The organism is Marinobacter sp. F4218 (assembly GCF_019443085.1).
Taxonomy (GTDB): Bacteria; Pseudomonadota; Gammaproteobacteria; order Pseudomonadales; family Oleiphilaceae; genus Marinobacter; species Marinobacter albus.
Map to the genome: position 1 here is coordinate 1,015,451 of NZ_JAHZIL010000003.1, position 22,292 is coordinate 1,037,742.

The 22,292-nt window shown below is 58.6% G+C and carries 19 protein-coding genes; 7 read left to right on the forward strand and 12 right to left on the reverse strand.

Features of this window, described 5'->3' with window-relative positions; translation table 11 throughout:
* Nucleotides 1–60 precede the first annotated feature (60 nt).
* The 4 genes from K0B93_RS08725 to dctP all read right to left on the reverse strand — a co-directional run bounded on the left by K0B93_RS08725 (nt 61) and on the right by dctP (nt 3,982).
* Nucleotides 61–486, reverse strand: a complete 426-nt coding sequence (locus K0B93_RS08725; RefSeq protein WP_218635505.1) for a GlcG/HbpS family heme-binding protein — start codon at nt 484–486, stop codon at nt 61–63.
* A gap of 22 nt (nt 487–508) precedes the next feature.
* Nucleotides 509–2,044 carry a TRAP transporter large permease gene (locus tag K0B93_RS08730; protein ID WP_219866838.1) on the reverse strand — a complete coding sequence of 512 codons (1,536 nt, stop codon included), beginning with the start codon at nt 2,042–2,044 and terminating at the stop codon, nt 509–511.
* The gene (locus K0B93_RS08735; protein ID WP_219866839.1) at nt 2,041–2,745 is read right to left on the reverse strand and encodes a TRAP transporter small permease subunit; all 705 of its coding nucleotides are present in this window, start codon (nt 2,743–2,745) and stop codon (nt 2,041–2,043) included. Before K0B93_RS08735 ends, K0B93_RS08730 begins: the two co-directional genes overlap by 4 nt.
* Nucleotides 2,746–2,845: 100 nt before the next feature.
* Nucleotides 2,846–3,982 carry a TRAP transporter substrate-binding protein DctP gene (gene dctP, locus K0B93_RS08740; protein ID WP_219866840.1) on the reverse strand — a complete coding sequence of 379 codons (1,137 nt, stop codon included), beginning with the start codon at nt 3,980–3,982 and terminating at the stop codon, nt 2,846–2,848.
* A 273-nt stretch (nt 3,983–4,255) separates the two neighbouring features.
* On the opposite strand from dctP, the gene K0B93_RS08745 reads away from it, so the two are divergent.
* From K0B93_RS08745 to K0B93_RS08770, 6 genes are all read left to right on the forward strand, one after another.
* Entirely contained in the window at nt 4,256–5,014 is a 759-nt protein-coding gene (locus K0B93_RS08745) for an FCD domain-containing protein (protein WP_219866841.1), read from the forward strand.
* Nucleotides 5,015–5,171: 157 nt separating this feature from the next.
* Nucleotides 5,172–5,942, forward strand: coding sequence for an ABC transporter ATP-binding protein (locus tag K0B93_RS08750; protein WP_219866842.1), 771 nt, complete (start codon nt 5,172–5,174; stop codon nt 5,940–5,942).
* A gap of 85 nt (nt 5,943–6,027) precedes the next feature.
* The gene (locus K0B93_RS08755) at nt 6,028–6,783 is read left to right on the forward strand and encodes a transporter substrate-binding domain-containing protein (protein WP_219866843.1); all 756 of its coding nucleotides are present in this window, start codon (nt 6,028–6,030) and stop codon (nt 6,781–6,783) included.
* A gap of 48 nt (nt 6,784–6,831) precedes the next feature.
* A complete protein-coding gene (locus K0B93_RS08760) occupies nt 6,832–7,536 on the forward strand; it encodes an ABC transporter permease (protein ID WP_219866844.1) in 705 nt (234 codons plus the stop codon).
* A gap of 3 nt (nt 7,537–7,539) precedes the next feature.
* Complete coding sequence (locus tag K0B93_RS08765; RefSeq protein WP_219866845.1) at nt 7,540–8,262, forward strand: ABC transporter permease; 723 nt, start codon at nt 7,540–7,542, stop codon at nt 8,260–8,262.
* A 160-nt stretch (nt 8,263–8,422) separates the two neighbouring features.
* The gene (locus tag K0B93_RS08770) at nt 8,423–9,475 is read left to right on the forward strand and encodes a succinylglutamate desuccinylase (protein ID WP_219866846.1); all 1,053 of its coding nucleotides are present in this window, start codon (nt 8,423–8,425) and stop codon (nt 9,473–9,475) included.
* 12 nt (nt 9,476–9,487) lie between these two features.
* Here K0B93_RS08770 and K0B93_RS08775 read toward each other — a convergent pair whose 3' ends face one another.
* Both K0B93_RS08775 and K0B93_RS08780 read right to left on the reverse strand, forming a co-directional pair.
* Entirely contained in the window at nt 9,488–12,514 is a 3,027-nt protein-coding gene (locus tag K0B93_RS08775; protein WP_219866847.1) for an efflux RND transporter permease subunit, read from the reverse strand.
* Nucleotides 12,514–13,593, reverse strand: coding sequence for an efflux RND transporter periplasmic adaptor subunit (locus K0B93_RS08780; protein WP_219866848.1), 1,080 nt, complete (start codon nt 13,591–13,593; stop codon nt 12,514–12,516). Before K0B93_RS08780 ends, K0B93_RS08775 begins: the two co-directional genes overlap by 1 nt.
* A gap of 166 nt (nt 13,594–13,759) precedes the next feature.
* Between K0B93_RS08780 and K0B93_RS08785 the strand changes: the two genes are divergently transcribed.
* Complete coding sequence (locus tag K0B93_RS08785) at nt 13,760–14,392, forward strand: TetR/AcrR family transcriptional regulator (protein WP_219866849.1); 633 nt, start codon at nt 13,760–13,762, stop codon at nt 14,390–14,392.
* Here K0B93_RS08785 and astB read toward each other — a convergent pair.
* From astB to K0B93_RS08815, 6 genes are all read right to left on the reverse strand, one after another.
* Nucleotides 14,389–15,729 (reverse strand): N-succinylarginine dihydrolase, encoded by a 1,341-nt coding sequence (gene astB / locus K0B93_RS08790; RefSeq protein ID WP_219866850.1) that lies wholly within the window; start codon nt 15,727–15,729, stop codon nt 14,389–14,391. The genes K0B93_RS08785 and astB overlap by 4 nt on opposite strands.
* 17 nt (nt 15,730–15,746) lie before the next feature.
* The gene (gene astD / locus K0B93_RS08795; protein ID WP_219866851.1) at nt 15,747–17,225 is read right to left on the reverse strand and encodes a succinylglutamate-semialdehyde dehydrogenase; all 1,479 of its coding nucleotides are present in this window, start codon (nt 17,223–17,225) and stop codon (nt 15,747–15,749) included.
* Nucleotides 17,226–17,285: 60 nt separating this feature from the next.
* On the reverse strand, nt 17,286–18,407 hold the full coding sequence (gene astA / locus K0B93_RS08800; protein WP_219866852.1) for an arginine N-succinyltransferase: 1,122 nt from the start codon (nt 18,405–18,407) through the stop codon (nt 17,286–17,288).
* A gap of 28 nt (nt 18,408–18,435) precedes the next feature.
* Complete coding sequence (locus K0B93_RS08805; protein WP_219866853.1) at nt 18,436–19,452, reverse strand: arginine N-succinyltransferase; 1,017 nt, start codon at nt 19,450–19,452, stop codon at nt 18,436–18,438.
* Between the two features lie 9 nt (nt 19,453–19,461).
* Nucleotides 19,462–20,676 carry an aspartate aminotransferase family protein gene (locus K0B93_RS08810; protein WP_219866854.1) on the reverse strand — a complete coding sequence of 405 codons (1,215 nt, stop codon included), beginning with the start codon at nt 20,674–20,676 and terminating at the stop codon, nt 19,462–19,464.
* A 100-nt stretch (nt 20,677–20,776) separates the two neighbouring features.
* Nucleotides 20,777–22,228, reverse strand: coding sequence for an exonuclease domain-containing protein (locus K0B93_RS08815; protein ID WP_219866855.1), 1,452 nt, complete (start codon nt 22,226–22,228; stop codon nt 20,777–20,779).
* Between the last annotated feature and the right edge of the window lie 64 nt (nt 22,229–22,292).

Below are 22,292 nucleotides of genomic sequence, written 5' to 3' on the forward strand. Positions count from 1 at the left end.
CGCTCTCGGGCGAAGGGGGCAGGCGGACCCGAAGGCCCGCCCGTTCACGTCTGACAGCAATCAACTGCGTTTGGTTTCAAAATGGTCAATGCCCGCCTGGGCACAGTCCATGTCCTGCTGGGGCGTCCCCGAGCTCAGCCCGATTCCGCCGACGACTTCACCGTCGACAATCACGGGAAGACCACCACCGACTGAACTCAAACGACCACCGACCTCGGTGTGAATGCCAAACGCCAGGCTGCCCGGAACGTTGGCCTTGTTGTAGTCGTGGGTAGCTTTCTTGGCGGCTGCCGCCGTGAACGCCTTGTCCTGGGCAATGGTCACACTGGTGATCTTGCCACCGTCCATGCGCTCAAAGGCGATCAGATTGCCGGATTCGTCAACGATCGCAATGCACATGGGCACTCCGATCTCCCGGGCCTTTTCCGCCGCGCCCTCAATCAGAATGCGGGCATCGGCCAGATCCAGCCTGTTAATAGTCAACATAGTGCGTTACTCCTTGAGTGTATTAGCCGTAAACCAGCCCCGGCAGCCAGGTTACGATGCCGGGAATCAGGATACACATGAACAGACCCAGCGCCTGAATCGCCAGGAACACCAGGGACGACTTGAAAATCGTGGCCATGGATATTTCAGGCGGGCATACGCCGCGGAGGTAGAACAATGCGTAACCGAATGGCGGACTGAGGAATGACATCTGCATATTGACCAGATACAGCACACCAAACCAGAGTACAACGTCATCACCTGACACCGGCGGGAAGCCCAGCAGACCCGGGAACTCCAGCGCTTTGACGATGGGAATGAAGATGGGAACTGCCAGCAGCAGAATACCCACCCAGTCCAGGAACATACCCAGAACCACCAGCAGGAACATCAGCAGGAACAGAATGCCGTAAGGCGACATGCCCGTACCCAGGATGGCATCCGTCACAAATTGCTGGCCACCCTGAAGGATGTAGAAGCCAACAAAGACCGAGGCACCGAACATGATCCACAGCACCATGGCGGATGCCTTGGTAGTGGTTACGGATGCTTCACGCAGTCCGGCAATGGAGAACCTGCCGTGCATCATGGCCACCACGATGGCGCCAAAGGAGCCGATACCGGCCGCTTCCACGGGCGTTGCAATGCCACCGAACAGGAGACCCAGCACCAGAAACACCAGAATCAGCGGAGCAATCAGGTTTTTCGTGAGAAGGAGCTTTTCCTTCAGGCTAATCCGCTCTTCCACCGGTACCGGCGGCCCCAACTTCGGGTTAATCCAGCTGCGGATCAGTACATAGGCAATGTACAGGGAAGACAGCATCAGGCCCGGGATCACGGAGCCGAGATACAGCTCACCGACCGATTGCTGCGCAACAACCGCGTAGAGAATGGCCAGGATTGAGGGAGGTATCAATATGCCCAGAGTACCACCCGCCATAATCGAGCCCAGCGCGATCTTCTGATCGTAACCGCGTTTGAGCATCGCCGGCAGAGCGATGATGCCCATGGTGACAACAGCGGCACCAATAACCCCCACCATGGCTGCAAGCAGGGTTGAGGCCAGAATGGTTGCTGTCGCCAGACCACCGCTCAGGCCACCCATCCACTTGTAGACCACACTGAACATTTCCTCAATCAAGCCAGCCCGCTCGAGCATCGAGGCCATGAAGATAAACAGCGGTATCGCCGCCAGGTCAGAGTTGGTCATCATCGGGAAGATGCGTCCCGGCACGAGGTTGAGCATCATTGCGTCGCCCACCAGGTAGATGAACAGCACACCCAGACCACCGGTCACGAAAGCCAGCGGCAGCCCCATCATCAGAGCTACGGCCAGGGAACCGAACATCAGATAGGTCAGAGGCCCGACCTTGACGTCAGAAAGGCTACCGGAGAGCCTGAACAGGAATTTCTCGTCGCTCCACGGATCGTAGAAAAGAATGTTGATCATTTCGACGCAGATGACAAACGCCAGTGCCACTGTGGCGATAATCATCAGCCAGGTACTCAGTTTCCCGACAAGGTTACTGCCCGGCGCAGTTGTTGTATTTGTAGTCATGCGTTGCGCTCCCGGCCAAGGCGGACAAACAGGACAATATCCTTGATCAGCTTGGAGATGCCTGCGAGTAAAAGAAGTGATGAACCCAGTACCATCATGCCTTTAGCCGGCCAGTGCTGAATGCCCCAGGTCTCAACCGTGGTTTCGTTCATGGCGTAGGAATCCTGGAAGAAGGTCCAGGAGGTAACCAGCAGAATCAGGGCAAAAATGAAGAAGAACATCGAAGTGAAGATGTCCAGGCCAATTCTTCCCCGCGCTGGCAGCATGTTGTACATCACATCCACACGCACATGGGCACCATGAAGCATGGCAAAGGCCCCGGCCAGCATATACTGCATACCCAACAGCAGGAAGCTGGCTTCATGGACCCAGATGGAGGGTGTGTTAAAGACGTAGCGCATGATCACGCCAAAGAAATAGAACACAACGGCATTGATCGTCCAGAACGAAACGAACAGACCGGATTTGTCGCAGACCCAGTCCACTACCTTGGTAAACCAGTTCCCTTCGAACTGGAGATAAATAAGCGGATCATCCTCTTCCGCCTGTAATTCACCTGGTGTCAATTCCGGCTCAGCACTACCGCCTCCGTGACCAGTGCTCCATTTGTCCCAGGCCATCATGATCAGCGGCATGACCGCAAGCCAGCCCCAGTAGAACCAGTGCGGCATTACGAATCCGAAACCTTCGAGATCAGACATGTTGTTACTTCCTCAGCCACAAAACGGGGAAGGCGGAACTCCTCATTCGGAGTCGTCCCTGACCTTCCCCTTGTTTCTTATTTGTTAGTCCAGGAAGGTGTTACCGGCCCGGTACGCCTTCAAGATCAGCCTCATCGATATAGCCGACGGTATCGTTCATCATATACTCGATCTGCATATCGAAGATCTCACGGGCACTCTCGTCCTTGTTCGCCCACTTGTACCAGATCGGGATGGCTTTGCGGCGCCACTCATCCACGTCATCCTGGCTCAGACGGCTCACGGTGTCACCCGCATCCTTGAACTTCTTCATGGCCTCAACGTTGCGCTTCTGAATGGTCAGGTAGTGCTTCTGGGAGTAGATGCGCACTTCGTCCTCAACCAGTTCCTGCAGTTTCGGATCCAGAGCGTTCCAGGCGCGCAGGTTGACGGTCAGATCCATCAGGTCTACCGGCTGGTAGATCGACATAACGCCTGGAGGTCCGAACAGGATGTAATCAGTCACCTGGGAAAAGCCCAGTTCCCAGTTCACCGCCGGGCCCACGTAATCGGCCGCATCGATGGTGCCTTTTTCCAGGGCCGGGAAAATATCAGAACCAGGAAGGCTCACAGTCGAAGCCCCGAACGCCTGAAATACCTCGGCGACCATACCGCCGGGAACCCGGAGCTTCATGCCTTTAAAGTCTTCGAGGCTGTTTACCGGATTCTTGGAGTGGATGATGTTTGCGTCGTGCTGGATCGGGCCCACGTAGAACAGCCCGAACTTCTTGTAGATTTCCCGGGTTTTCTCCAGCATCCCCAGTGAGTAGAACATGGTGTCCCACTGGTGAGGCTGATCGGGGCCACCTGGATAGGACGACAGGAAAACCGAAGCGGGAATCTTGCCGGACCAGTACAGAGTGAATGGGTTCATGCCCTGAAGAACACCACTGCGAACCGAATCGAACAGTGAGTTGCTATCGGCGGCGACGGCCTTGGCAGGGAAACACTTGAAAATCAGTTCACCGCCGGATTTCTCTTCCATTCCATTACACCAGTCTTCGAACAGGTCATAGCCGACCGTGCCGGCGTCCCAGACTGACTGGATTTTCCAGGTCGTTGCGGCCTGGGCCTGGCCTGCGCCCATCAGCATCGCGCCTGCGAAGGCCGCGCCCACCGCGGCCGTTTTCAGAAAACTTCTCCGAGGTGGAGCCTCGGCCGTGTCACCGTGAATACGGATGTTTTTGTTCGAGTTCATCGACACATCTCCGTTAGCGTTGTTTTTCTCAGCGTCTGATCAACGCCGGTACGATGCAGTACAACGACCGGCATTAGAAAGATATTCGTAGCCAATCGGTGTTTAGTCCAGCCATCCTGACACTGGTCAGACCAGTTTTTCCTGCATTACAAATGGACGAACTGGACGGAATCGTCCATATTTACAGGGCTTGGGAGCATACTGGTTGAAGGACTAATCACTTACAATTACAACAGTCACTGGTCAGACCAGCGGGCACAAACAGGCATCTGCATGGCTATATCCCAGGAAATTTCGTACCGACTCGAGCGACTTATTCTTGATGGTGGGCTGGCGCCGGAACAAAAAATTCCGTCGGAACGCCAGCTGGCCGCCCGCCTTGGCGTGTCCCGGGCAATCATCCGTGAGGCACTGCATGAGCTTCAGGGCCGCGGTGTCATCGAGACCCGGCACGGCAAGGGTTCCTTTGTCGCCAGCATGGTGCCCGGCTCCAACAGGATCGATGACCAGAGCCCGCTCATGCACCTGTTCGAGGGCCACCCCCGCACACTGTACGATCTCCTGGAAGTCCGCGAACAACTGGAGGGTCAGGCGGCATTCCTCGCTGCCCAACGGGCAACCAGCCTGGACCGGCACCGCATCACCAAGGCCTTCCGGGCCTTGGAAGAGACAGACCCGTTGAGCAACGCACGCGCGGACCACAGCTTTCACCTCGCCATCGTGGAAGCCTCCCACAATCCGGTTCTGGTCCATGTCCTGAATAGCCTGAAGAATATGATGCTGATGACGGTGCAGGCCTCCGTCGCCAACCTGAACCCACGGCAGGAAATGCGAAAAAAAATCGTCCGGCAGCACCGCCAGCTCTACGATGCCGTGACCTCGGGCAAACCCGGCGCCGCCCAAAAAGCCGCCACCGCCCATGTTCGATTCGTCAGCGATGCCATGCGGGATTTGGAGAAAGAAGGCAGTGAAGTGATCCGGATGCCGGTCCCACCGGAGTCGCCGGCACGACATTCGCAAACAAGACTGTGATGCCGGCAGACTGCCACGGCATTTCAGATACTTTGATACACAGCGACATGCAACGTATTGTGGGGAAGAGCGGCAAAACCCTAAGTAATGGGTATTGATTTCCGCAGCCACAGTCCGTAAAACATGCGCCTTTGACTGACAGCCTCGGGAGCGACAGATGGCGGACCAAGCGCCTTTGATCTGCAGGGATATTCACAAGACCTTCGACAAACTGGAAGTGCTCAAGGGCATTTCCCTGGAAACTCGCAAAGGCGATGTTGTTTCCCTGATCGGCAGTTCCGGCTCTGGCAAAAGTACTTTCCTGCGCTGCATCAACCTGCTTGAAACCCCCACATCCGGCGACATTATCGTGCACGGTGACCCAATCCGGTTCACAACCAACCGCAAGGGTGAACGAATTCCGGCCGATAACAAGCAGGTCGAACTGATCCGGGCCAAGCTGTCCATGGTGTTCCAGAGCTTCAATCTCTGGTCCCACATGACCGTGCTGGAAAACATCATTGAAGCGCCGGTAAACGTATTGAAGGTGCCCAAGAAGGAGGCCATCGAACGCGCCGAGGCCTACCTGCAGAAAGTCGGTATCTACGAGCGCAAGGATTACTACCCGGCCCAGATGTCCGGCGGCCAGCAACAACGGGCCGCGATTGCCCGAGCGCTCGCTATGGAGCCGGAAGTCATGCTGTTCGATGAGCCGACGTCGGCCCTGGATCCGGAGCTCGTTGGCGAGGTTTTAAAGGTCATGCAGAGTTTGGCCGAGGAAGGCCGGACCATGATCGTGGTGACTCACGAGATGGCTTTTGCAAGGGATGTGTCAACTCAGGTCCTGTTTTTGCATCAGGGCGTGATCGAAGAGCAAGGTACCCCCGAAAAAGTGTTTGATCATCCGGAATCGGAACGCATGAAACAGTTCCTGGCTCCCAACTTCTGACACTCGGTGCTATCTTGAGTTCGTACTGGATGCAAAGCTTCCATAAAAAATAAGCCGAAAAGGCAAACCACTGGAGAAGTGACACATGAAGAAACTTATTGTTGCAGCGAGTTGTGCCCTGGCCCTGGCGGCCGGCACGGTCCAGGCCAAAGACTGGAAAGAAATCCGTATCGCATTCGACGTGCCTTACGAGCCGTTCGAATACAAGGACGAAAATGGTGAACTGACCGGTTTCGAAGTCGAGCTGGCCGAAGCCATGTGCGAACAAATGAAAGCGGACTGCGAATTCGTTATCCAGGCATGGGACGGCATGATTCCGGGCCTGCTGGCTCGAAAGTTCGACGCCATCATGTCCTCCATGTCCATCACCCCGGAGCGGGCCGAACGCGTCCTGTTCTCCGAGCCGTACTACAACACACCCGGCGGCTGGTTCGCTCGTGAAGGTTTCGACACCGACGTGACCGACATGAAGGCGATGGAAGGCAAGGTTGTCGGCGTTCAGCGCGGCACCACCATGGACACTTACGTCACCGAGAACATGGGCGGCATTGTCACCATCAAGCGCTACACCACCGCTGACGACATGGTTCTGGACCTCGAGGGTCAGCGCCTGGATGTTGCCTTCGTAGACTACCCGGTGGGCGAGCAGACCATCCTGAGCAAAGAAGGTTTCCAGGAAGTGGGCGAGCAAGTGAAACTGGGCCAGGGTGTAGGCGTTGCCATGCGTCAGCGTGACAAGGATCTCGCCGGCAAAGTCAATGCGGCTCTGAAGAAACTGAAGAATGATGGCACCTACGACACCATCATGCAGAAGTACTTCAACTACGACATCAAGATGTAAAACCGCAGGGGTGGCCACACCGGCCACCCCTGACCACCGGACTTTTTCATGCTCGATCTGAAAGGCTATGGCCCGGAACTACTCGACGGGGCAGTCATAACCATTGAACTGGCCTTCCTCTCTCTGGCCGTGTCCGTCACTCTCGGACTGATTGGCGCCTCCTCCAAACTATCCAGCAACCGTCTGGCCAGAGGTGTCGCGACAGCCTATACCACGCTGATTCGCGGGGTCCCGGACCTGGTTATGATGCTGCTGTTCTACTACGGTGGCCAGGTGGCCGTGAATAACCTCTCCGATCTGCTGTGGGAGGCTTACGAAATCGACTTTTTCTTCCAGTTCGACCCGTTCATTTCTGGTGTCGTCACCATCGGACTGATCTTTGGCGCCTACATGACCGAAACCTTTCGCGGCGCCTTCCTGGCGGTCGAAACGGGGCAGATTGAAGCTGCCCGGGCCTACGGATTTACCCGCTGGCACACGTTCCGCCGGATTATTTTCCCGCAAATGCTTCGCCACGCGCTTCCCGGCATCGGCAACAACTGGCAGGTTCTGCTCAAGACCACGGCGCTGGTTTCCATCATCGGCCTGACGGACATGGTCCGGGTTGCCGAGGAGGCCGCCAAGGCCGAGCGGATGCCATTTCACTTCTTCATACCGGTAGCGTTCGTGTATCTGGCACTGACCGCCGGCTCCGAGCTGTTCATCAAGTGGCTCGACAAACGCGCCAATGTTGGCGTGGTTCAGGGGGGATAAACGATGCCAGACTTTATCACCCAGTGGCTGAACCAGAACGAAATCTTTACCGCCATGACCATCCTGGAATACTGGAATGGTCTGGTGAACACCGTTCAACTGGTTTTCCTCTCTCTCGTCATCGGCCTGGTCTGTGCCGTTCCCCTGGCGATCATGCGAACCAGCAGGAATCCGTTCGTTTCCGGCCCGGTATGGCTCTACACATACCTGTTCCGGGGTACGCCCCTGCTGATCCAGCTGTACATCATCTACTACGGTATTGCCCAGATTCCGGGTATTCAGGAAACCTTCTGGTGGGAAGTCTTCCGGGAACCGTTCTACCCGGCACTATTGGCCTTTGCCCTCAATACCGCGGCCTATACCACCGAGATTATCCGGGGCGCGATTGTCGCAACGCCCCACGGCGAGATTGAAGCCGCCAAGGCCTACGGCATGAACTGGTTCATGCGCATCCGGCGCATCGTATTGCCCAGTGCGGCCCGTCGTGCGGTGCAAGCCTATTCCAACGAAGTCATCTTCATGCTGCATTCCAGTGCGATCGCCAGCGTGGTGACCATTGTGGATCTGACCGGCGCGGCCCGGAACATTTACTCCCGGTTCTATGCGCCGTTCGATGCGTTCATCTTTGTGGCGCTGATCTACATGATGTTGACCTTTATTCTGGTGTTCGCTTTCCGCAAGCTTGAGAATCATCTTTTGCGGCATCAGCGGCCTATCAGCAACTGAGGTTCCCCGCTTTCGAACATTGATGCCCGGGCTGGCAGGGTGTTGCCTCCCGGGAGACGCACACGCCCGTCCATGGGCGCTTGAGTGAAGCCGTCCATGGCTTCACACACTCCCGGGAGGCAACACCCTGCCAGCCCCCAAGACTTATTCGGGGATTCGAATGACGGCACACCTTAACCTGTTTTCCGGTTCCGCAGACTGGCTTACCCACACGCTGACCAATGCCTCCTCGGATCTACCCGCCTCCGAAGCGATGCTGGCTGACGGCACTCGCGTAGTCCGAAGAGCAGTGGGAATTCTCGAACTGACGCCTCCCGCTGAGCGTTCAAATCCCAACAACGAAGCCCTGATTATCTCCGCCGGTGTCCACGGGAATGAAACCGCGCCCATTGAGGTTTTGAATGGCCTGGTCGGCGAACTGCTGGGCGGTGATTGGCAATTGGCCTGCCCGCTGTTGCTGATTCTGGGCAACCCGCCTGCCATGGTGGCCGGTGAACGGTTTCTGGACGTGAACATGAACCGTCTGTTCCACGGTGCCCACAACAAGCCCGAGTACAGTGATCTGCCCGAGGCATCGAGAGCACGGCTGATCGAGAGGCTCTGCCTGCAATTCTCGGAGACCCACGATGCGGTCGCGCTTTCCCACTACGATCTGCACACGGCGATCCGGCCGTCGCGGCGGGAGAAATTTGCCCTGTATCCGTTCGTGGAAGGTCGACAGGTGCCGGCTGATCAGTGTGATTTCCTGCTGGAGGCCGACGTGGAGACCCTGCTGCTTCAGCATAAGTCGGGAACGACCTTCTCCTCCTTTTCATCGTCGCAGCTGGGCGCCGAAAGCTTTACGGTGGAATTGGGGAAGGTGCGACCATTCGGGCAAAACGATCTGAGCCGGTTCAGAGGCATCCGGGATGCCTTGCGCCGACGGTTTCGCGGCGCCCCTGCCCCCGGAATGGCGCGGGGCTCGTCAGCCGGGTTGACGGTGTTTGAAGTGGTTCACGAGATCCTGAACACCGGGCCCAGCTTCGAGTTTCATGTGCCCGATGATGTGGCCAACTTTACCGAATACGAGCCCGGCACGGTGATCTGGGAGGACGAGAGCACCTGTTACCGGGTAGGCAGCATCCCGGAATCCATCGTGTTCCCGAACCGGGATGTGCCGGTGGGCCAGCGCGTCGGTTTGCTGATCAGGGCCCGGCATCGCACCGGAGCCTGACCGGTCCGGGAGTCAGGCCGGGGCATTCTCTGGTTCGGGCACCGGGGTTTTGATCAGCTGCGTGCAGACGGCCGGAATCACCAGCAGGGTCAGGACCGTGGACGCCAGCAGGCCGGAGATTATTGCCCAGGCCATTGGCGGCCAGAGCGTTGAGCTTGAGAAAGCCAGGGGCAACAGCCCAGCCACGGTGGTGGCCGTGGTCAACAGAATCGGACGGGTGCGTTTCTCGACCGCCTGGCGCACGGCGTCACGGATGCTCTCACCCGCCTCCAACCGCCGGTCCATGACATCCAGCAACACAATTGCGTTGTTCACCACAATGCCCACCAGAGCAATTACCCCCAGCAGCGACTGAAAGCCAAACGGGGAATTCGATAGCACCAGACCGGGAAAGATCCCCACCGTAGCCAGAGGAACCGTCAACAGGATAATGCCCACGCGACGGAACGAGTTGAACTGCAGCAACAGGAAAAACAGCAGCAGCAACACGCCGATGGGCGCCGCGGTCAGTAATGCGCCGTTGGCATCACCCGATCCTTCCGCATCACCGCCCATTTCGATGCGGGTTCCGGCCGGCAGGGGGTTGGCTTCAAGCGCACGATACATGCCATCCAGGGCCTTGCTGAACCCATACCCGGGGAGCAGGTTTGCGGTAACCGTGTTCATCCTCACACCGTCCCGGAGATAGCGCACAGCCGGCTCCCAGCTGGTTTCAACACTGGCGACCGCCGATAGCGGTATGGCGTCGCCCTGATTGTTATAGATGTTGACGGACAGCAGTCGGGACAGCGGCAGAGACGTGCCCTCCCGGGATCTCAGAACCAGGGGAATCGGGTCCTCCTCCTGGCGATAGCGTTCGGCCACCACGCCGAAACTCTGGCCATAGAGACTCTGGGCCACATCTGCCCGGGTCAGCCCGTATCGTGCAGCAGTGGCATCGTCGACATTGATGGCGATGCTGGGAACGCCAATGTCGAGGTCATGGCGAACATCGACGGTGCCCTCGATACCCCGAAGAACGCCAAAGATCTGCTCCACGGCCTCTGTGCGGGTTTCATCATTGGCATGATAGACCCGGACTTCCACCGGTGCCGCCCTGGGCGGCCCCTGCCCGAGAATACCAACGGTGACATCCAGCTCCGGCATCGTTTCGCTCACATGGGCCCGCACCCAGTGAATCATCTCGGTGGTATCGGCCAGGGTCGGCGTGCGAATCACCAGCCGGGCCCGATTGGGTGCCTGCGGAGCCCGTTGCAGGTTGTAATAGAAGCTTGGGCCGGTAAAGCCGACAAACCGGTGAATTTCCAGGGCATCGGGCCGGGTACGGATCATCTGTTCCAGGTCCGCTGCAGCTTGCGCAGTACGCGCCTGATCGGTGCCTTCGGGCATGTACAGCTCGACGATCACCCGGGGCCGGTCGGCATTCGGGAAAAACTGCTGGGCCATGAACGGCGTCATCGCCACACTGAGGGCCACCAGCAGGCTGCCGGCGGCAATAAGACGGCCGGGGAAACGAAACACCAGGTCACCCAAAAACCGGGCGAGCCCCGACAGCCGGTCCTTGCCAAGGTTGCGCCGGGGCTTCAGGAATCTGGCGGCCAGCAGCGGCACAGCCGAAATCGCCAGCAGGTAACTTACCGACAGGGTGAGCATGATCATCACCGGTACGCCGCGGGTAAAATCGGCGGCGCCACCCTTGGATAGCAACAGCGGAGCGAATGCCGCCAGCGTCGTTCCCGTAGAGGCGCCCAGAGGACCCGCCAACTCGGCAACGGCCTTACGTAATGCATCAAGGCGCCGCATGCCCTCATCAAGAAGCCCCTGGATGTTTTCCACGATTACAATGGCGTTGTCGATCAGAATGCCCAGGGAAATGACCATGCCGATGACGGCAATCTGGTGCAGCACGCCACCTCCGAGGTCATAGAGGCCGACACTGATCAGCGCCACCATGGGCAGGATCGAGGCCACCAGCAGGCCCATGCGGATACCCATACCGGTGAACACGACGGCAACTATGATCAGGACCGACAACACCAGACTCCAGGCCAGGTTATCCAGCCGGTCCTCCACCTTGTCGGGCTGGAAAAACATTTCCCGGATCTCGTAGGGCTCGAATTCTGTCCGGATCTCGTTCACCCGCTCCCGCACCCGTTGGCCGAAACGGATCGCGTCGGTTGTGCCCTCCTCCATAATGATGGAAACCAGCACAACCCGTTCGCCGTCAAACCAGGTTTCCGGCTGCCTCGGCTCAACCGGCCCTCGCCAGACATCGGCGGCCGCCGCAAGAGGGACCTGAGAACCGTCCGGCAGCTCAATCGGCGTCGCCCGGATAGCATCAATGTCCGCAAATTCGCTATTTGGCAGTACCGACAGGCGCCGCCCGTTTACCACCACAAAACCACCGGGAATGGTTTGGTTGCGGCGGGCCAGCGTGTCCATGACCCGAGCCGGGGAAATACCCAGCCGGTACAGCGCGGCATCATCAAGAGCCAGGGTAATCTGCTCATCGGCATCGCCCTCCAGGTCAATACGCGACACCCCGTTGATGTCCGAAAGATTCTGTTTCAGACGTTCGGCGACGTCTGTCAGGCTGGTTACCGAAGGGCCACCGGAAACCGCCAGAACGATCGCCGGTATATCTATCAACCGGTCATCAAGCGCCATTTGTCCGACGTCATCCGGAAAATCCTTCCGGGCCCGTTCCATGGCAAGCCGGACCCGATCCCAGGCGGGATCCGTGTCATAAATGGTGTCATTCAGCCGCAGTTTCACCAACGCAACGCCGGTTCGCGCCGTACCCTGGGTAAACTCCACTTCCTCAACCTGGCGCAGTTCATCGACCAGAGGCCGGAGCACAAGCCGTTCGACGGCGTCAGCACTGGCGCCGGGGTAATTGACGTTGATCATCCCGGCACGGTAGGGAAACGAGGGGTCTTCCTGGCGCGGCATGGTGCTATAAGCCGCTATACCCAGCAGACACAACATGGTGACCACCATGCCGAGCAGGCGTTGGCAGTTCAGTAGCCGGCGAGTCATCAGCGCACCTCCACTGCATCGCCGTCGGTCAGGCGCGTCATACCCGCGTACACCACCTGGTCTCCGGGAGCGAGTGCGTCGGAACGGACCACGACACGCTCACCGATCACCCGCTCAACGGTCACCGGGATACGCCTCGCTTCCCCGCCACGCACCCGGAACACACCGGTACCCTCGGCCATCCGGATCACCGACAGCAGCGGCACCGTGGTTGCCGAGGTTCTTACCGGCGTAATCCCGACCTCGACCGGTTCACCCGGCTCCAGGGTATTCACCGGCACGCTGACCAGGACCGGATGCAGTTCGCCGCGCACCGCCCCCGCCTGTGCGATTTCGACCACCGATCCAGTCTGCTGGGGACGGCTTCGGTCCTGCACCGACCAGACCGGCAACTCCTGCTCCAGTGCCACATGATCCAGCAGGTATGCGGGAACACGGACCTCCACTTCCCGCCCCTGTGGCGAGGACAGACGCATCACCGGCTGGCCGGCAGCAACAAATTCGTCCGGTTCGACCAGCAGGGCCTCAACCCGTCCGGCAAAAGGCGCACGCAATGTGCTCTCGTTCAGGAGTTGCGTGGCTTCGGCAAGGGCGGCCTTAGCGGTGGCCACGCTGGCCCGGAGCGAATCCCTTCTGGCTGCAATCTGTTCCAGACTCTGCTCGGACACCACCCCGCGTTCATGCAGCCGGCTCGAACGATCCCATTCGCGCCGGGCCTGCTCATACCGGGTATTCAGTTCCTCCAGCTTGGCCCGGGCCGAATCCCGTGCCGGCGCCAGCGCGGGATTGTAGACGCGGGCCAGCAAATCACCCGCAGCCACCCGCTGGCCCAGCTCCACCGCACGCTCCTTCAGGGTACCGCTCACCTGAAACGTCAGTGTTGCCCGCTGTGTCGCCCGAACAATCCCGGAAAAACGCAGGGGAACACCCTCCACCTGGCCCCCAGTCACCTCGGCGACACGCACCGATACCTTTGGTTCCTTGGTCTCGGATGACACATCACCGGCCTTGCATCCGGCCAGCACCATTGAAAATACAACGAGGGAAACAGCGGCAAATGACTGGGTAAATGGCTTCATGATCAGTCCTTTCGTCCATATTCATGTTGGTGGTAGGTACCCGCTCCGTCGGAAACCCAAAAGATGCATATGGACATAATGTCATTCTTTGACATTTTGTCAATAATCAGCTTTTATCCACTTTCAGGTATGATGCCCCTGCAGTCGCAGACAAATGGAAGACGCCATGAGTGAACCGCTTAAGACCCGTCGAGAACGGGAGAAACAGGCCCGATACGATGCCATTCTTGATGCCGCCGAACTGGTATTTTCAGAGAAAGGCTACGAGCGAACCTCAATGGACGACATCGCCCGCACCGCCAGCCTCAGCCGGGCGCTGCTGTATGTGTACTTCAAGGACAAGGCGGCCATTCAACGAGGCATCATGCTGCGGGCGGGCCAAAGCCTGACTGCGCACTTTCAGGACGCGAAAGCAACCGCCGATACCGGTCTGGAGCAGATTTCAGCCATGGGCGAGGCGTATTACCGGTTTTATCAGGAGGAGCCGGATTACTTTTCCGCACTGACCCAGGCGTCAACGGCTATGGCGGAAGCCGACGAAAGTCAGGCCGAGGAAATGTATTGCTCGAAGGCCGAGCTGATGGAACTGATGATTGGCGCCATCCGCCAGGGACTTGAGGATGGCACCATGAGCCGGGAGAGGATCACGGACCCGGTGCAGACGGCACTCTACCTGCGCGGGGCCCTGCACGGGGTCATACTGCTGTGCCAGTCGGAGCTGAGAGACAGCGAAACCTTCTCCGCCGATGCCCTGATTCGCCACACCATGGACATGCTGACGTCTTCGATCGCGGCCTAGAGCTGAAAATCGTAGATCGATCCGAGGCCGAGGATACCGGTCAACTCGTCGAGGGCCTTGCGCACTTCCTGGAGCAGCATCGGATCCGCCAGGTCTTCCTGTGAGAGCCGGTCCCGATAGTGGGCTTTCACCCAGGTCGTCAGGCGCTCATACAAGGCATCGGTCAGCAGAACCCCGCGATGCATGGCCTGCAGCTCATCATCGGACAGCACCACCCGCAATCGCAGGCAGGCCGGTCCGCCTCCATTACGCATGGACTGTTTCACATCAAACACTTCCACCGAGGTAATCGGGCCGCCGGAGTTAACCAGCTCGTCCAGGTACCGACTGACCGACGTCACTTCCCGACATTCCCCCGGCACCGCCAGTAACATGCCATCCTGAGTATTCAACAACTGGCTGTTGAACAGGTAGGAGGCCACCGCATCCTCAATGGGCACCTCGGCACTGGTGACCCGAACGGCTTCCAGCTCGGTCCCGGTCAGCCGGGAACGAATACCCGCGAGCACCTGCTCTTCCTCGAGAAAAGCCATCTCGTGGTAGAACAACGTGTTGCCATTGCCCACGGCAATCACGTCGTTGTGGAACACGCCGGCGTCGATGGCTTCCGGGTTCTGCTGGCCAAAAACAACATTCTGATCCTTAAGCCCATGCAGTCGGGCAATGGCTTGCGAGGCTTCCAGGGTCTGGCGGGCGGGAAATTTCTTTGGCGCCGGCGCCTGTTCATTGAAGGCGATCTGGCCGTAAACGAAGAGTTCAACCCCGGGCTCTCCGTAACGACCGCACAGCCGGGTATGGTTGGCCGCCCCTTCATCCCCAAACTGCCCGACTGACGGCAGCGCCGGATGATGTGCGAAATAGCCTTCGTCCGCGAAGATTGACTTCAGCGACCGCCCGGTGACCACATGTTCAATAGAACGGTGAAACTTCGCGCTCAGGTTTGCCGGGGTAAAATGAACCCGATGGTCGCGGGTATCAGCACTCGGAGAAACCGTCGCGGCGTTGGCGGTCCACATGGTCGAGGCGGACGAAACCGCGGCCAGAATTGATGGACTGGCCTTGGCCACGCTTTCAAGGATTTGGCTGTCGGTGCCTTCGAAGCCAAGCTTCCTGAGAGTCGGAATGTGCGGGCGCTCGTGTGGAGGCAGAACTCCCTGCACATAACCCCGATCTGCCAGGCGCTTCATTTTTGCCAGGCCCTGGAGCGCTGCCTCTTTCGGATTGGACTCTGCTCGCACATTCGATTTTGAGGCAACGTTACCCCAGGAAAGCCCCGCGTAGTTGTGGGTGGGGCCGACCAGACCGTCGAAATTTGCTTCTACCGCGTGCTTCACCATCGCTGTCGGTTCCGTTCTTATTTGTCGAAATTGAGGCCGGGCGCAAGACTGTCCGGCACCTCACTCTTGCGAGCTTCCAGCGAGGCCATTGGCCACGCGCAGTAGTCCGCCGCGTAATAAGCACTGGGGCGATGGTTACCGCTGGCACCCACGCCACCGAACGGCGCGGCACTGCTGGCACCGGTCAACGGCCGGTTCCAGTTCACGATGCCAGCGCGCACCTCTTCCGCGAGCCGTTCATACAGTTTCCGATCGTCAGTCAGGATACCGGCAGACAGCCCGTAACGGGTGTCGTTGGCCAGCTCCAGGGCCCCATCGAAACTCTTGTAACGATAGACCGTCAGCAACGGTCCGAAAAATTCATCATCGCTCAGGTCCAGGCCGGTCGCATCCACGATACCCGGCGTCAGCAGCCCGGTATCCGGCTTGACCTGTTTCATTTCCAGCAGGGATTTCGCGCCCTTCTCCAGCATGCTGGCCTGGGCCGCCAGAAGTTTCTCCGCGGCCTCAGGGGAAATGACCGAGCCCATGAACGGCTGAGGATCAGCGTCAAATTCACCAACCTGGATCCGGCCACACAACTCCGCCAGTCGGTTCAGGAATTCGTCTCCCTTCTTCCCTTTCGGTACCAACAGGCGGCGGGCACAGGTGCACCGCTGGCCAGCAGAGAGAAACGCCGATTGCAGCGCGTGGTGCGCCGCCCCGTCGATGTCCGAAACGTCCTGAACGATGAGAGGGTTATTGCCACCCATTTCCAGCGCCAGGATTTTTTCCGGCTGGCCGCCAAACTGTTCGTGCAGCAGGTGCCCGACGGTGGAACTGCCGGTGAAGAACAGACCGTCGATCATGGGATGGCCGGCCAGGGATTTCCCGGTATCCGACGCCCCCTGCACGAGGTTAACCACACCATCGGGTATACCGGCCTTTTCCCACAGCTTGACCGTCATTTCCGCGACGCCGGGCGTCAGCTCGCTGGGTTTGAAGACCACGGTGTTGCCCGCCAGCAAGGCAGGCACAATGTGTCCGTTCGGCAGGTGCCCGGGGAAGTTGTAGGGGCCGAACACCGCGACCACACCGTGAGGACGGTGGCGCAAAACGGCCTGGCCGCCGGCCACCTCGGATTCGGAATGCCCGGTGCGATCATTGTAGGCCTTCACGGATATGGCGATCTTGCCGATCATGGCGGCAACTTCCGTACGGGATTCCCAAAGCGGCTTACCGGTCTCCAGACCGATCTGATGTGCCAGTTCCTCCTTGTGGGCCTCAAGCTGGGCACCGAACGCCTCGACCACCGCCTGGCGTTCCGCAAAGCTTTTCCGCCGCCATTTCAGAAACGCGTTCCTGGCCTCACGGACAGCGGCATCAACATCCTCCAGGTTGGCACCATTGCCATCCCATACGGTTTCTCCGGTAACGGGCTGAATCGACTCAAACGAGGCACCATGACCCTGAAGCCATAATCCATCTATGAAAAGTTCGCCTGTCAGGTTTGCCATATCAAAGCACCTCCCGGTACTGGAATTCTGTAGATTGGAAATGCGGCGACGAGCTGCGCCTCAGCTCTTCGAGGAACGGCTGCGATGTTCCCGAACCCTGTCGTCCGCTTTGTCTTGCCCTCTGTAAGTGTTAATGGGCAGAGGACCATTGTCTTTCAACGGTGCCAGTCGGACCGGATCACCGGACTCCACTTGCAGCGCCTCGGCCACCGCCGGAGGCATCTTGACGGTATCGGGGCCAATGCAGCTGGCCGGTATCGTGGTCACACGAAAATCCCTGAACGAGCGGTTGGACACCATCACCCGCTCACGGGCAGGCACATCCAGGTCAACGGGGTTTTGTGTGATCATCGCGTACCGGTTCACGGAATCCCTTACCGTCCGGACGTTATGCACGAACGCCTCGACCACCGGCCCACCATCGAAGATATCCACCATCCCGTTGAAGTTGAAACCTTCCGCCTGGAGCATCCTGAGCGCCGGTGCGGTATTCTCATGCACGCGACCAACCACGGCGCGGGCAGAGTCCGGCAGCATCGGCAGGTAGATTGGGTACTTGGGCATGAGTTCTGCGATGAAGGCCTTATTACCAAGCCCCGAGAGCATATCGGCCTCGCTGAACTCCATGTCAAAGAACTTGCTGCCCAAGGCATCCCACAGGGGACTGCGGCCATGCTGGTCGGATACCCCACGCATCTCGGCAAACACCTTCTCGGAGAAATGCTTGCGGAACTCGTCCAGGTACATGAACCGGCAACGCGACAGCAGAAGACCGCAGCCTCCGCCCTTGTATTCATCGGACAACAGCAGCGAGCAGATTTCGCTGGTATCGGTCATGTCGTTGGAAAGATGCAGAGTGGGCGTCCGCACGTGAACCCCCAATTCTCTGGAGGCGTTCACCGTTACGCTCAGCCGGTAATTATAGAACACCTCGTCCAGCCCGACCCTCGCCTGAATACCGCTGATACCCACGGCTTTCTTCTTCTCGGTATCTTCCAGCGCAAACAGGTACAGGCCGGCTTCCGGCGCACAGCGCTGATTGAACGTTTCCCGGGCATGGGCAATCTTTTTCTGCAGCAGTTCGCGATCTGCTGGCAGGGTCGTCAGCCCCTTCCCGGCGTTCTGCGCCATGGTGTAAAGATCATCAAGATCGTTTTCCTGGAGCGGGCGAATCACCAGCATGTAACGCCCTCCTTCCGGGTTGGTGTCGTCATAAAGGCGCAATCCTTACCGCGTCGCCGGCAGTCTTGCCCAGCAACGTCCAGGTTTTCACTGACACCTTGAGTTCGTCGTCCAGGGTTTCTTCCACGTGCGTTAATGCGCACCGGAAGTCTGAAGCTTCGCCGGCGGCAATGAGACAGAGGTCTCCGGCTTCGTCATGCCGGCCATGCAGGGTTTTGCGATGGCTGGTCACCAGGGTGCGAAGCGAATCCGTACGGGCCTCCAGCACCGGCCCGGCGTCGAAAATATCGAGGTAGCAACCGGCATGAAAGCCCTCGCGCTGCAACAACTCGAAATTCGGCGCCGTCAAAGTATGGGCCTGCCCCAGAGCCGACTGGGCCTCTTCGGTCAGTAAGGTTACGTAGATCGGATTGGGCGGCATCAGTTCGGCAATAAAGGTCTTGCTCAACACGGCCGAGTACTGATCCGCGGTCTCAAAATCCATGTTGAAGAAGTGCCGGGCGAGGCTGTCCCAGAATGGCACACTGCCATCGTCTGCCTGCACACCCTGAATCTCAACGACCACCCGCGATGAAAACCAGTCCCGATGCTCGGCAATGAACAGTATCCGGGCACGTGACAACAGCTCGAATGCGTCGGTGTTGCGAAGTTCCGGGCGGATGGAGAAGGAGCAGAGCAGGGTCTGATCGGTCAGGGAGTGGGAAGGATACAGCACCTCAACACGGCGCGACACACCCAGCTCGTGGGAAGCGTGAATCAGGGCATCGCGCCGATAGTTGTAGAACGGCTGGCCGTTGCCTGCACGGGCATCAATGCCAGCCGTGCCGTCCACGGACCCGGTGACCGTATTCTCGAGAACGAAAAGAAATCTCGGCGCCTCGCTGGCCGGAACCTTGCCGGCAAACGACGCCAGGGAGTGCTCTATTTTCTGCGCAAGGGCCTCCGACTGTTTGGGCAGGGTCGAGGAAAGGCGGGCACCCTGGGTGCCCGCGATCTCGAGTATCTGTTCCAAATCAGCCGGTTGCGCCGGACGTACAAGCCACATATTGACTCCTTACGCCGTCAGCTTCTTCACCGCCGTTTCAAATCGCTCAAGCGCATCTTCAATGTCGGATTCCGGAATGATCAGCGAAGGCGCCAGACGGACAACGTTCGGGCCAGCCACCAGTACCATCACCCCTTCATCAAGACCCGCGTTGAGGAAATCCTTGGCCTTGCCCTTCCACGCTTCGGTCAGCACACAACCCAGCAGCAGGCCCGCACCACGAACCTCGCTGAACACGCCATAGCGTTCCCCGATGTCCATCATGCCCTTGCGCAGGCGATCCGACCGGGCCTTCACGCCCTTCAGAATATCTGGCTGACTGACCGTGTCGACGACTTTCTGCGCGACGGCACAGGCCAACGCGTTGCCGCCATAAGTGCTGCCGTGGGTGCCCACACCGAGGCTGGCCGCCACCTTGGCGGTGGTCAACATGGCAGCAACCGGGAAGCCACCGCCCAATCCTTTGGCACTGGACAGGATATCGGGGACCACGCCATACATTTCGTAGGCGTACAGATGCCCGGTCCGGCCCACACCGGACTGGACTTCATCGAAAACCAGGAGGGCGTTGTTATCGTCACACAGTCGGCGCAGCCCCTTCAGGAATTCCGGATCCGCGGGCATGACTCCGCCCTCACCCTGAATCGGCTCGACCACCACAGCACAGGTCTTCTCTTTAGAGATCAGCTTCTTCACCGATTCCAGATCATTGAAATCAGCGTGGTGAATGCCACCGGGTGCCGGCTCGAAACCTTCGAGATACTTGGGCTGCCCACCGACACTGACGGTGAACAGGGTGCGACCGTGGAAAGCATTCTTGAAGGAAATAATCTCGTTCTTTTCGGGCCCGTAATGCTCCCAGGCATAGCGACGGGCCAGCTTGAATGCCGCCTCGTTGGCTTCGCCGCCCGAGTTTGCAAAGAACACACGCTCGGCGAAGGTGAGGTCGCACAGCGTCTTGGCAAGACGCAGCGCCGGCTCGTTAGTCATAACATTGGACAGGTGCCAGAGTTTTTCTGCCTGGTCCTGCAATGCCCCGAGAAGACCCGGATGGGTATGCCCAAGACAGGTTACCGCGATGCCGCCCTGGAGATCGACGAATTCCCGACCCTCCTGATCCCAGATGCGGGAGCCTTCGCCTCGAACCGGAATGATTGAACCGGGGGCGTAATTGGGGACCATGACTTCATTGAAAAGTTCGCGAGTGACGGGCTCTCTGTTCATAAATCTCTCTCGGGAATCGCGGTTGGACGCACTACGATAGTAAAGTTACCGCACCGGGCAAGTAAGTACGTATGCGGATGCATCTTTTATGATACGCCACTCAGGGCATAAGAACATCCGGTTCACCGACCGCCGGCAATTCAATAATTTTCCGATCCCTGCCATCCCGCCCCATCAACGCCTTGATGAGAAGCTTGTAGGAATCCAGGTCAAACGTGACCGCCTGGCCTCGCAGGGACAGTTCATGGGCATCACTCTCCTCATGCACCGTTGCGACATGCATCCAGTTATAGACCACCAGGATGTCGGTTCGCCCGGCCAACCGGTCGCGCTCGACCACGCCTACCGGCCCTTTCCATGGCCAGGTCTGCAAACGCAAACTGTGGAACGCGATCTGGGTTCGAAGATTATAACGGGTCACATCCTCCTGCCCTTCACAGGCCCCCTTGCAGCGCCCGAGTGCCCGCTGGAAACAGGCGCCAGCATGATCAGGCTCCAGCCCCAGCAGGCGGTTGCACAAGTCATTTTTCGTGGCGATGCCGCTTAGCGCACGTTCGGCGTCACGTTTGCTTCGGAACAAACCGAAATAGTCACCCAACCGGTGCGGCTCGATCTCCCGAACCAGACGCGCCTGTAGGAAACCTTCGTCGTTTTCGCTCAACTCGATACTCACCAGGTTTTTGGCAGCGCGGGACCGACGGTTGAACATCGGCTTCAAAGTCTTGATCTGTTTGAGCTCCAACAGCAGCGCGCCCAATTCTCCGGCGGTTTCGGTCCAGTCCACCCTGCGGAGGCTCTCGGACATCCGTACACCGCGACTGGTGTTGTGATCTCCGGAAAAATGGGAAGCGACCCGCTGGGCGATGCTGGTGCTTTTGCCAACATAGAGCAGCACATCATTCTCACCGTAAAACCGGTACACACCGGGCCCCACCGGCAGGTCCTTAAGCGTATCCAGGGGCAGGTGCGAGGGAATGCTTGGGCGCTGGAGCAGGTCCCCGATTGCCTGCTCCAGTCGCCCATCGCCTTTGTCCATCCGGGCATGGAGGAAAAACGACAGCATCGCCTCGACATCCCCCATGGCCCGGTGACGCTGCACCCGGGCCAGCCCATGGCGCTCAATCAGGGCATCCATGTTGTGCCGGTGAAATTCCGGGTAAAGCCGGCGGGACAACTTTACCGTGCACAGCACCCTGGCGGAGAATACGCGCCCCAGCCTGCGAAACTCGGATTTGATAAAGCCGTAGTCAAAACGGGCGTTGTGAGCAACGAACACCGTGCCCTCGAGTTGCGCCTCCAGGTCGTCGGCAACATCTGCGAACAACGGGGCGTCCGATACCATCTCATTGGAAATGCCCGTAAAGTTCTCTATAAACCGGGAGATACGAGTCTCGGGATTCAACAGGGTCTGCCACTCCCCAACCGCTTCTCCGGCACGCCAGAAACGAATACCAATCTCGGTAATCCGGTCACGCGAAGAGTTGCCTCCCGTCGTTTCGATGTCGAGAAACGCGAAAGTGGTGTCTTGCAGATATGTACTTTCGGAGGTCATGGAACGATTGTACGCCAATTAATCAACCGCAGATGTCTGTCAAACAAGGAAAAGCGGCTATAGA

Bases quoted from the DNA above. Each gene is read 5' to 3' on its own strand.
- K0B93_RS08785 (WP_219866849.1), top strand. From the start codon at position 13,760: ATGAGTGAACCGCTTAAGACCCGTCGAGAACGGGAGAAACAGGCCCGA.
- K0B93_RS08725 (WP_218635505.1), bottom strand. From the start codon at position 486: ATGTTGACTATTAACAGGCTGGATCTGGCCGATGCCCGCATTCTGATT.
- K0B93_RS08730 (WP_219866838.1), bottom strand. From the start codon at position 2,044: ATGACTACAAATACAACAACTGCGCCGGGCAGTAACCTTGTCGGGAAA.
- astB (WP_219866850.1), bottom strand. From the start codon at position 15,729: ATGGTGAAGCACGCGGTAGAAGCAAATTTCGACGGTCTGGTCGGCCCC.
- astD (WP_219866851.1), bottom strand. From the start codon at position 17,225: ATGGCAAACCTGACAGGCGAACTTTTCATAGATGGATTATGGCTTCAG.
- K0B93_RS08765 (WP_219866845.1), top strand. From the start codon at position 7,540: ATGCCAGACTTTATCACCCAGTGGCTGAACCAGAACGAAATCTTTACC.
- K0B93_RS08755 (WP_219866843.1), top strand. From the start codon at position 6,028: ATGAAGAAACTTATTGTTGCAGCGAGTTGTGCCCTGGCCCTGGCGGCC.
- K0B93_RS08805 (WP_219866853.1), bottom strand. From the start codon at position 19,452: ATGTGGCTTGTACGTCCGGCGCAACCGGCTGATTTGGAACAGATACTC.
- K0B93_RS08750 (WP_219866842.1), top strand. From the start codon at position 5,172: ATGGCGGACCAAGCGCCTTTGATCTGCAGGGATATTCACAAGACCTTC.
- K0B93_RS08775 (WP_219866847.1), bottom strand. From the start codon at position 12,514: ATGACTCGCCGGCTACTGAACTGCCAACGCCTGCTCGGCATGGTGGTC.
- dctP (WP_219866840.1), bottom strand. From the start codon at position 3,982: ATGAACTCGAACAAAAACATCCGTATTCACGGTGACACGGCCGAGGCT.
- astA (WP_219866852.1), bottom strand. From the start codon at position 18,407: ATGCTGGTGATTCGCCCGCTCCAGGAAAACGATCTTGATGATCTTTAC.
- K0B93_RS08770 (WP_219866846.1), top strand. From the start codon at position 8,423: ATGACGGCACACCTTAACCTGTTTTCCGGTTCCGCAGACTGGCTTACC.
- K0B93_RS08780 (WP_219866848.1), bottom strand. From the start codon at position 13,593: ATGAAGCCATTTACCCAGTCATTTGCCGCTGTTTCCCTCGTTGTATTT.
- K0B93_RS08810 (WP_219866854.1), bottom strand. From the start codon at position 20,676: ATGAACAGAGAGCCCGTCACTCGCGAACTTTTCAATGAAGTCATGGTC.
- K0B93_RS08745 (WP_219866841.1), top strand. From the start codon at position 4,256: ATGGCTATATCCCAGGAAATTTCGTACCGACTCGAGCGACTTATTCTT.
- K0B93_RS08735 (WP_219866839.1), bottom strand. From the start codon at position 2,745: ATGTCTGATCTCGAAGGTTTCGGATTCGTAATGCCGCACTGGTTCTAC.
- K0B93_RS08815 (WP_219866855.1), bottom strand. From the start codon at position 22,228: ATGACCTCCGAAAGTACATATCTGCAAGACACCACTTTCGCGTTTCTC.
- K0B93_RS08760 (WP_219866844.1), top strand. From the start codon at position 6,832: ATGCTCGATCTGAAAGGCTATGGCCCGGAACTACTCGACGGGGCAGTC.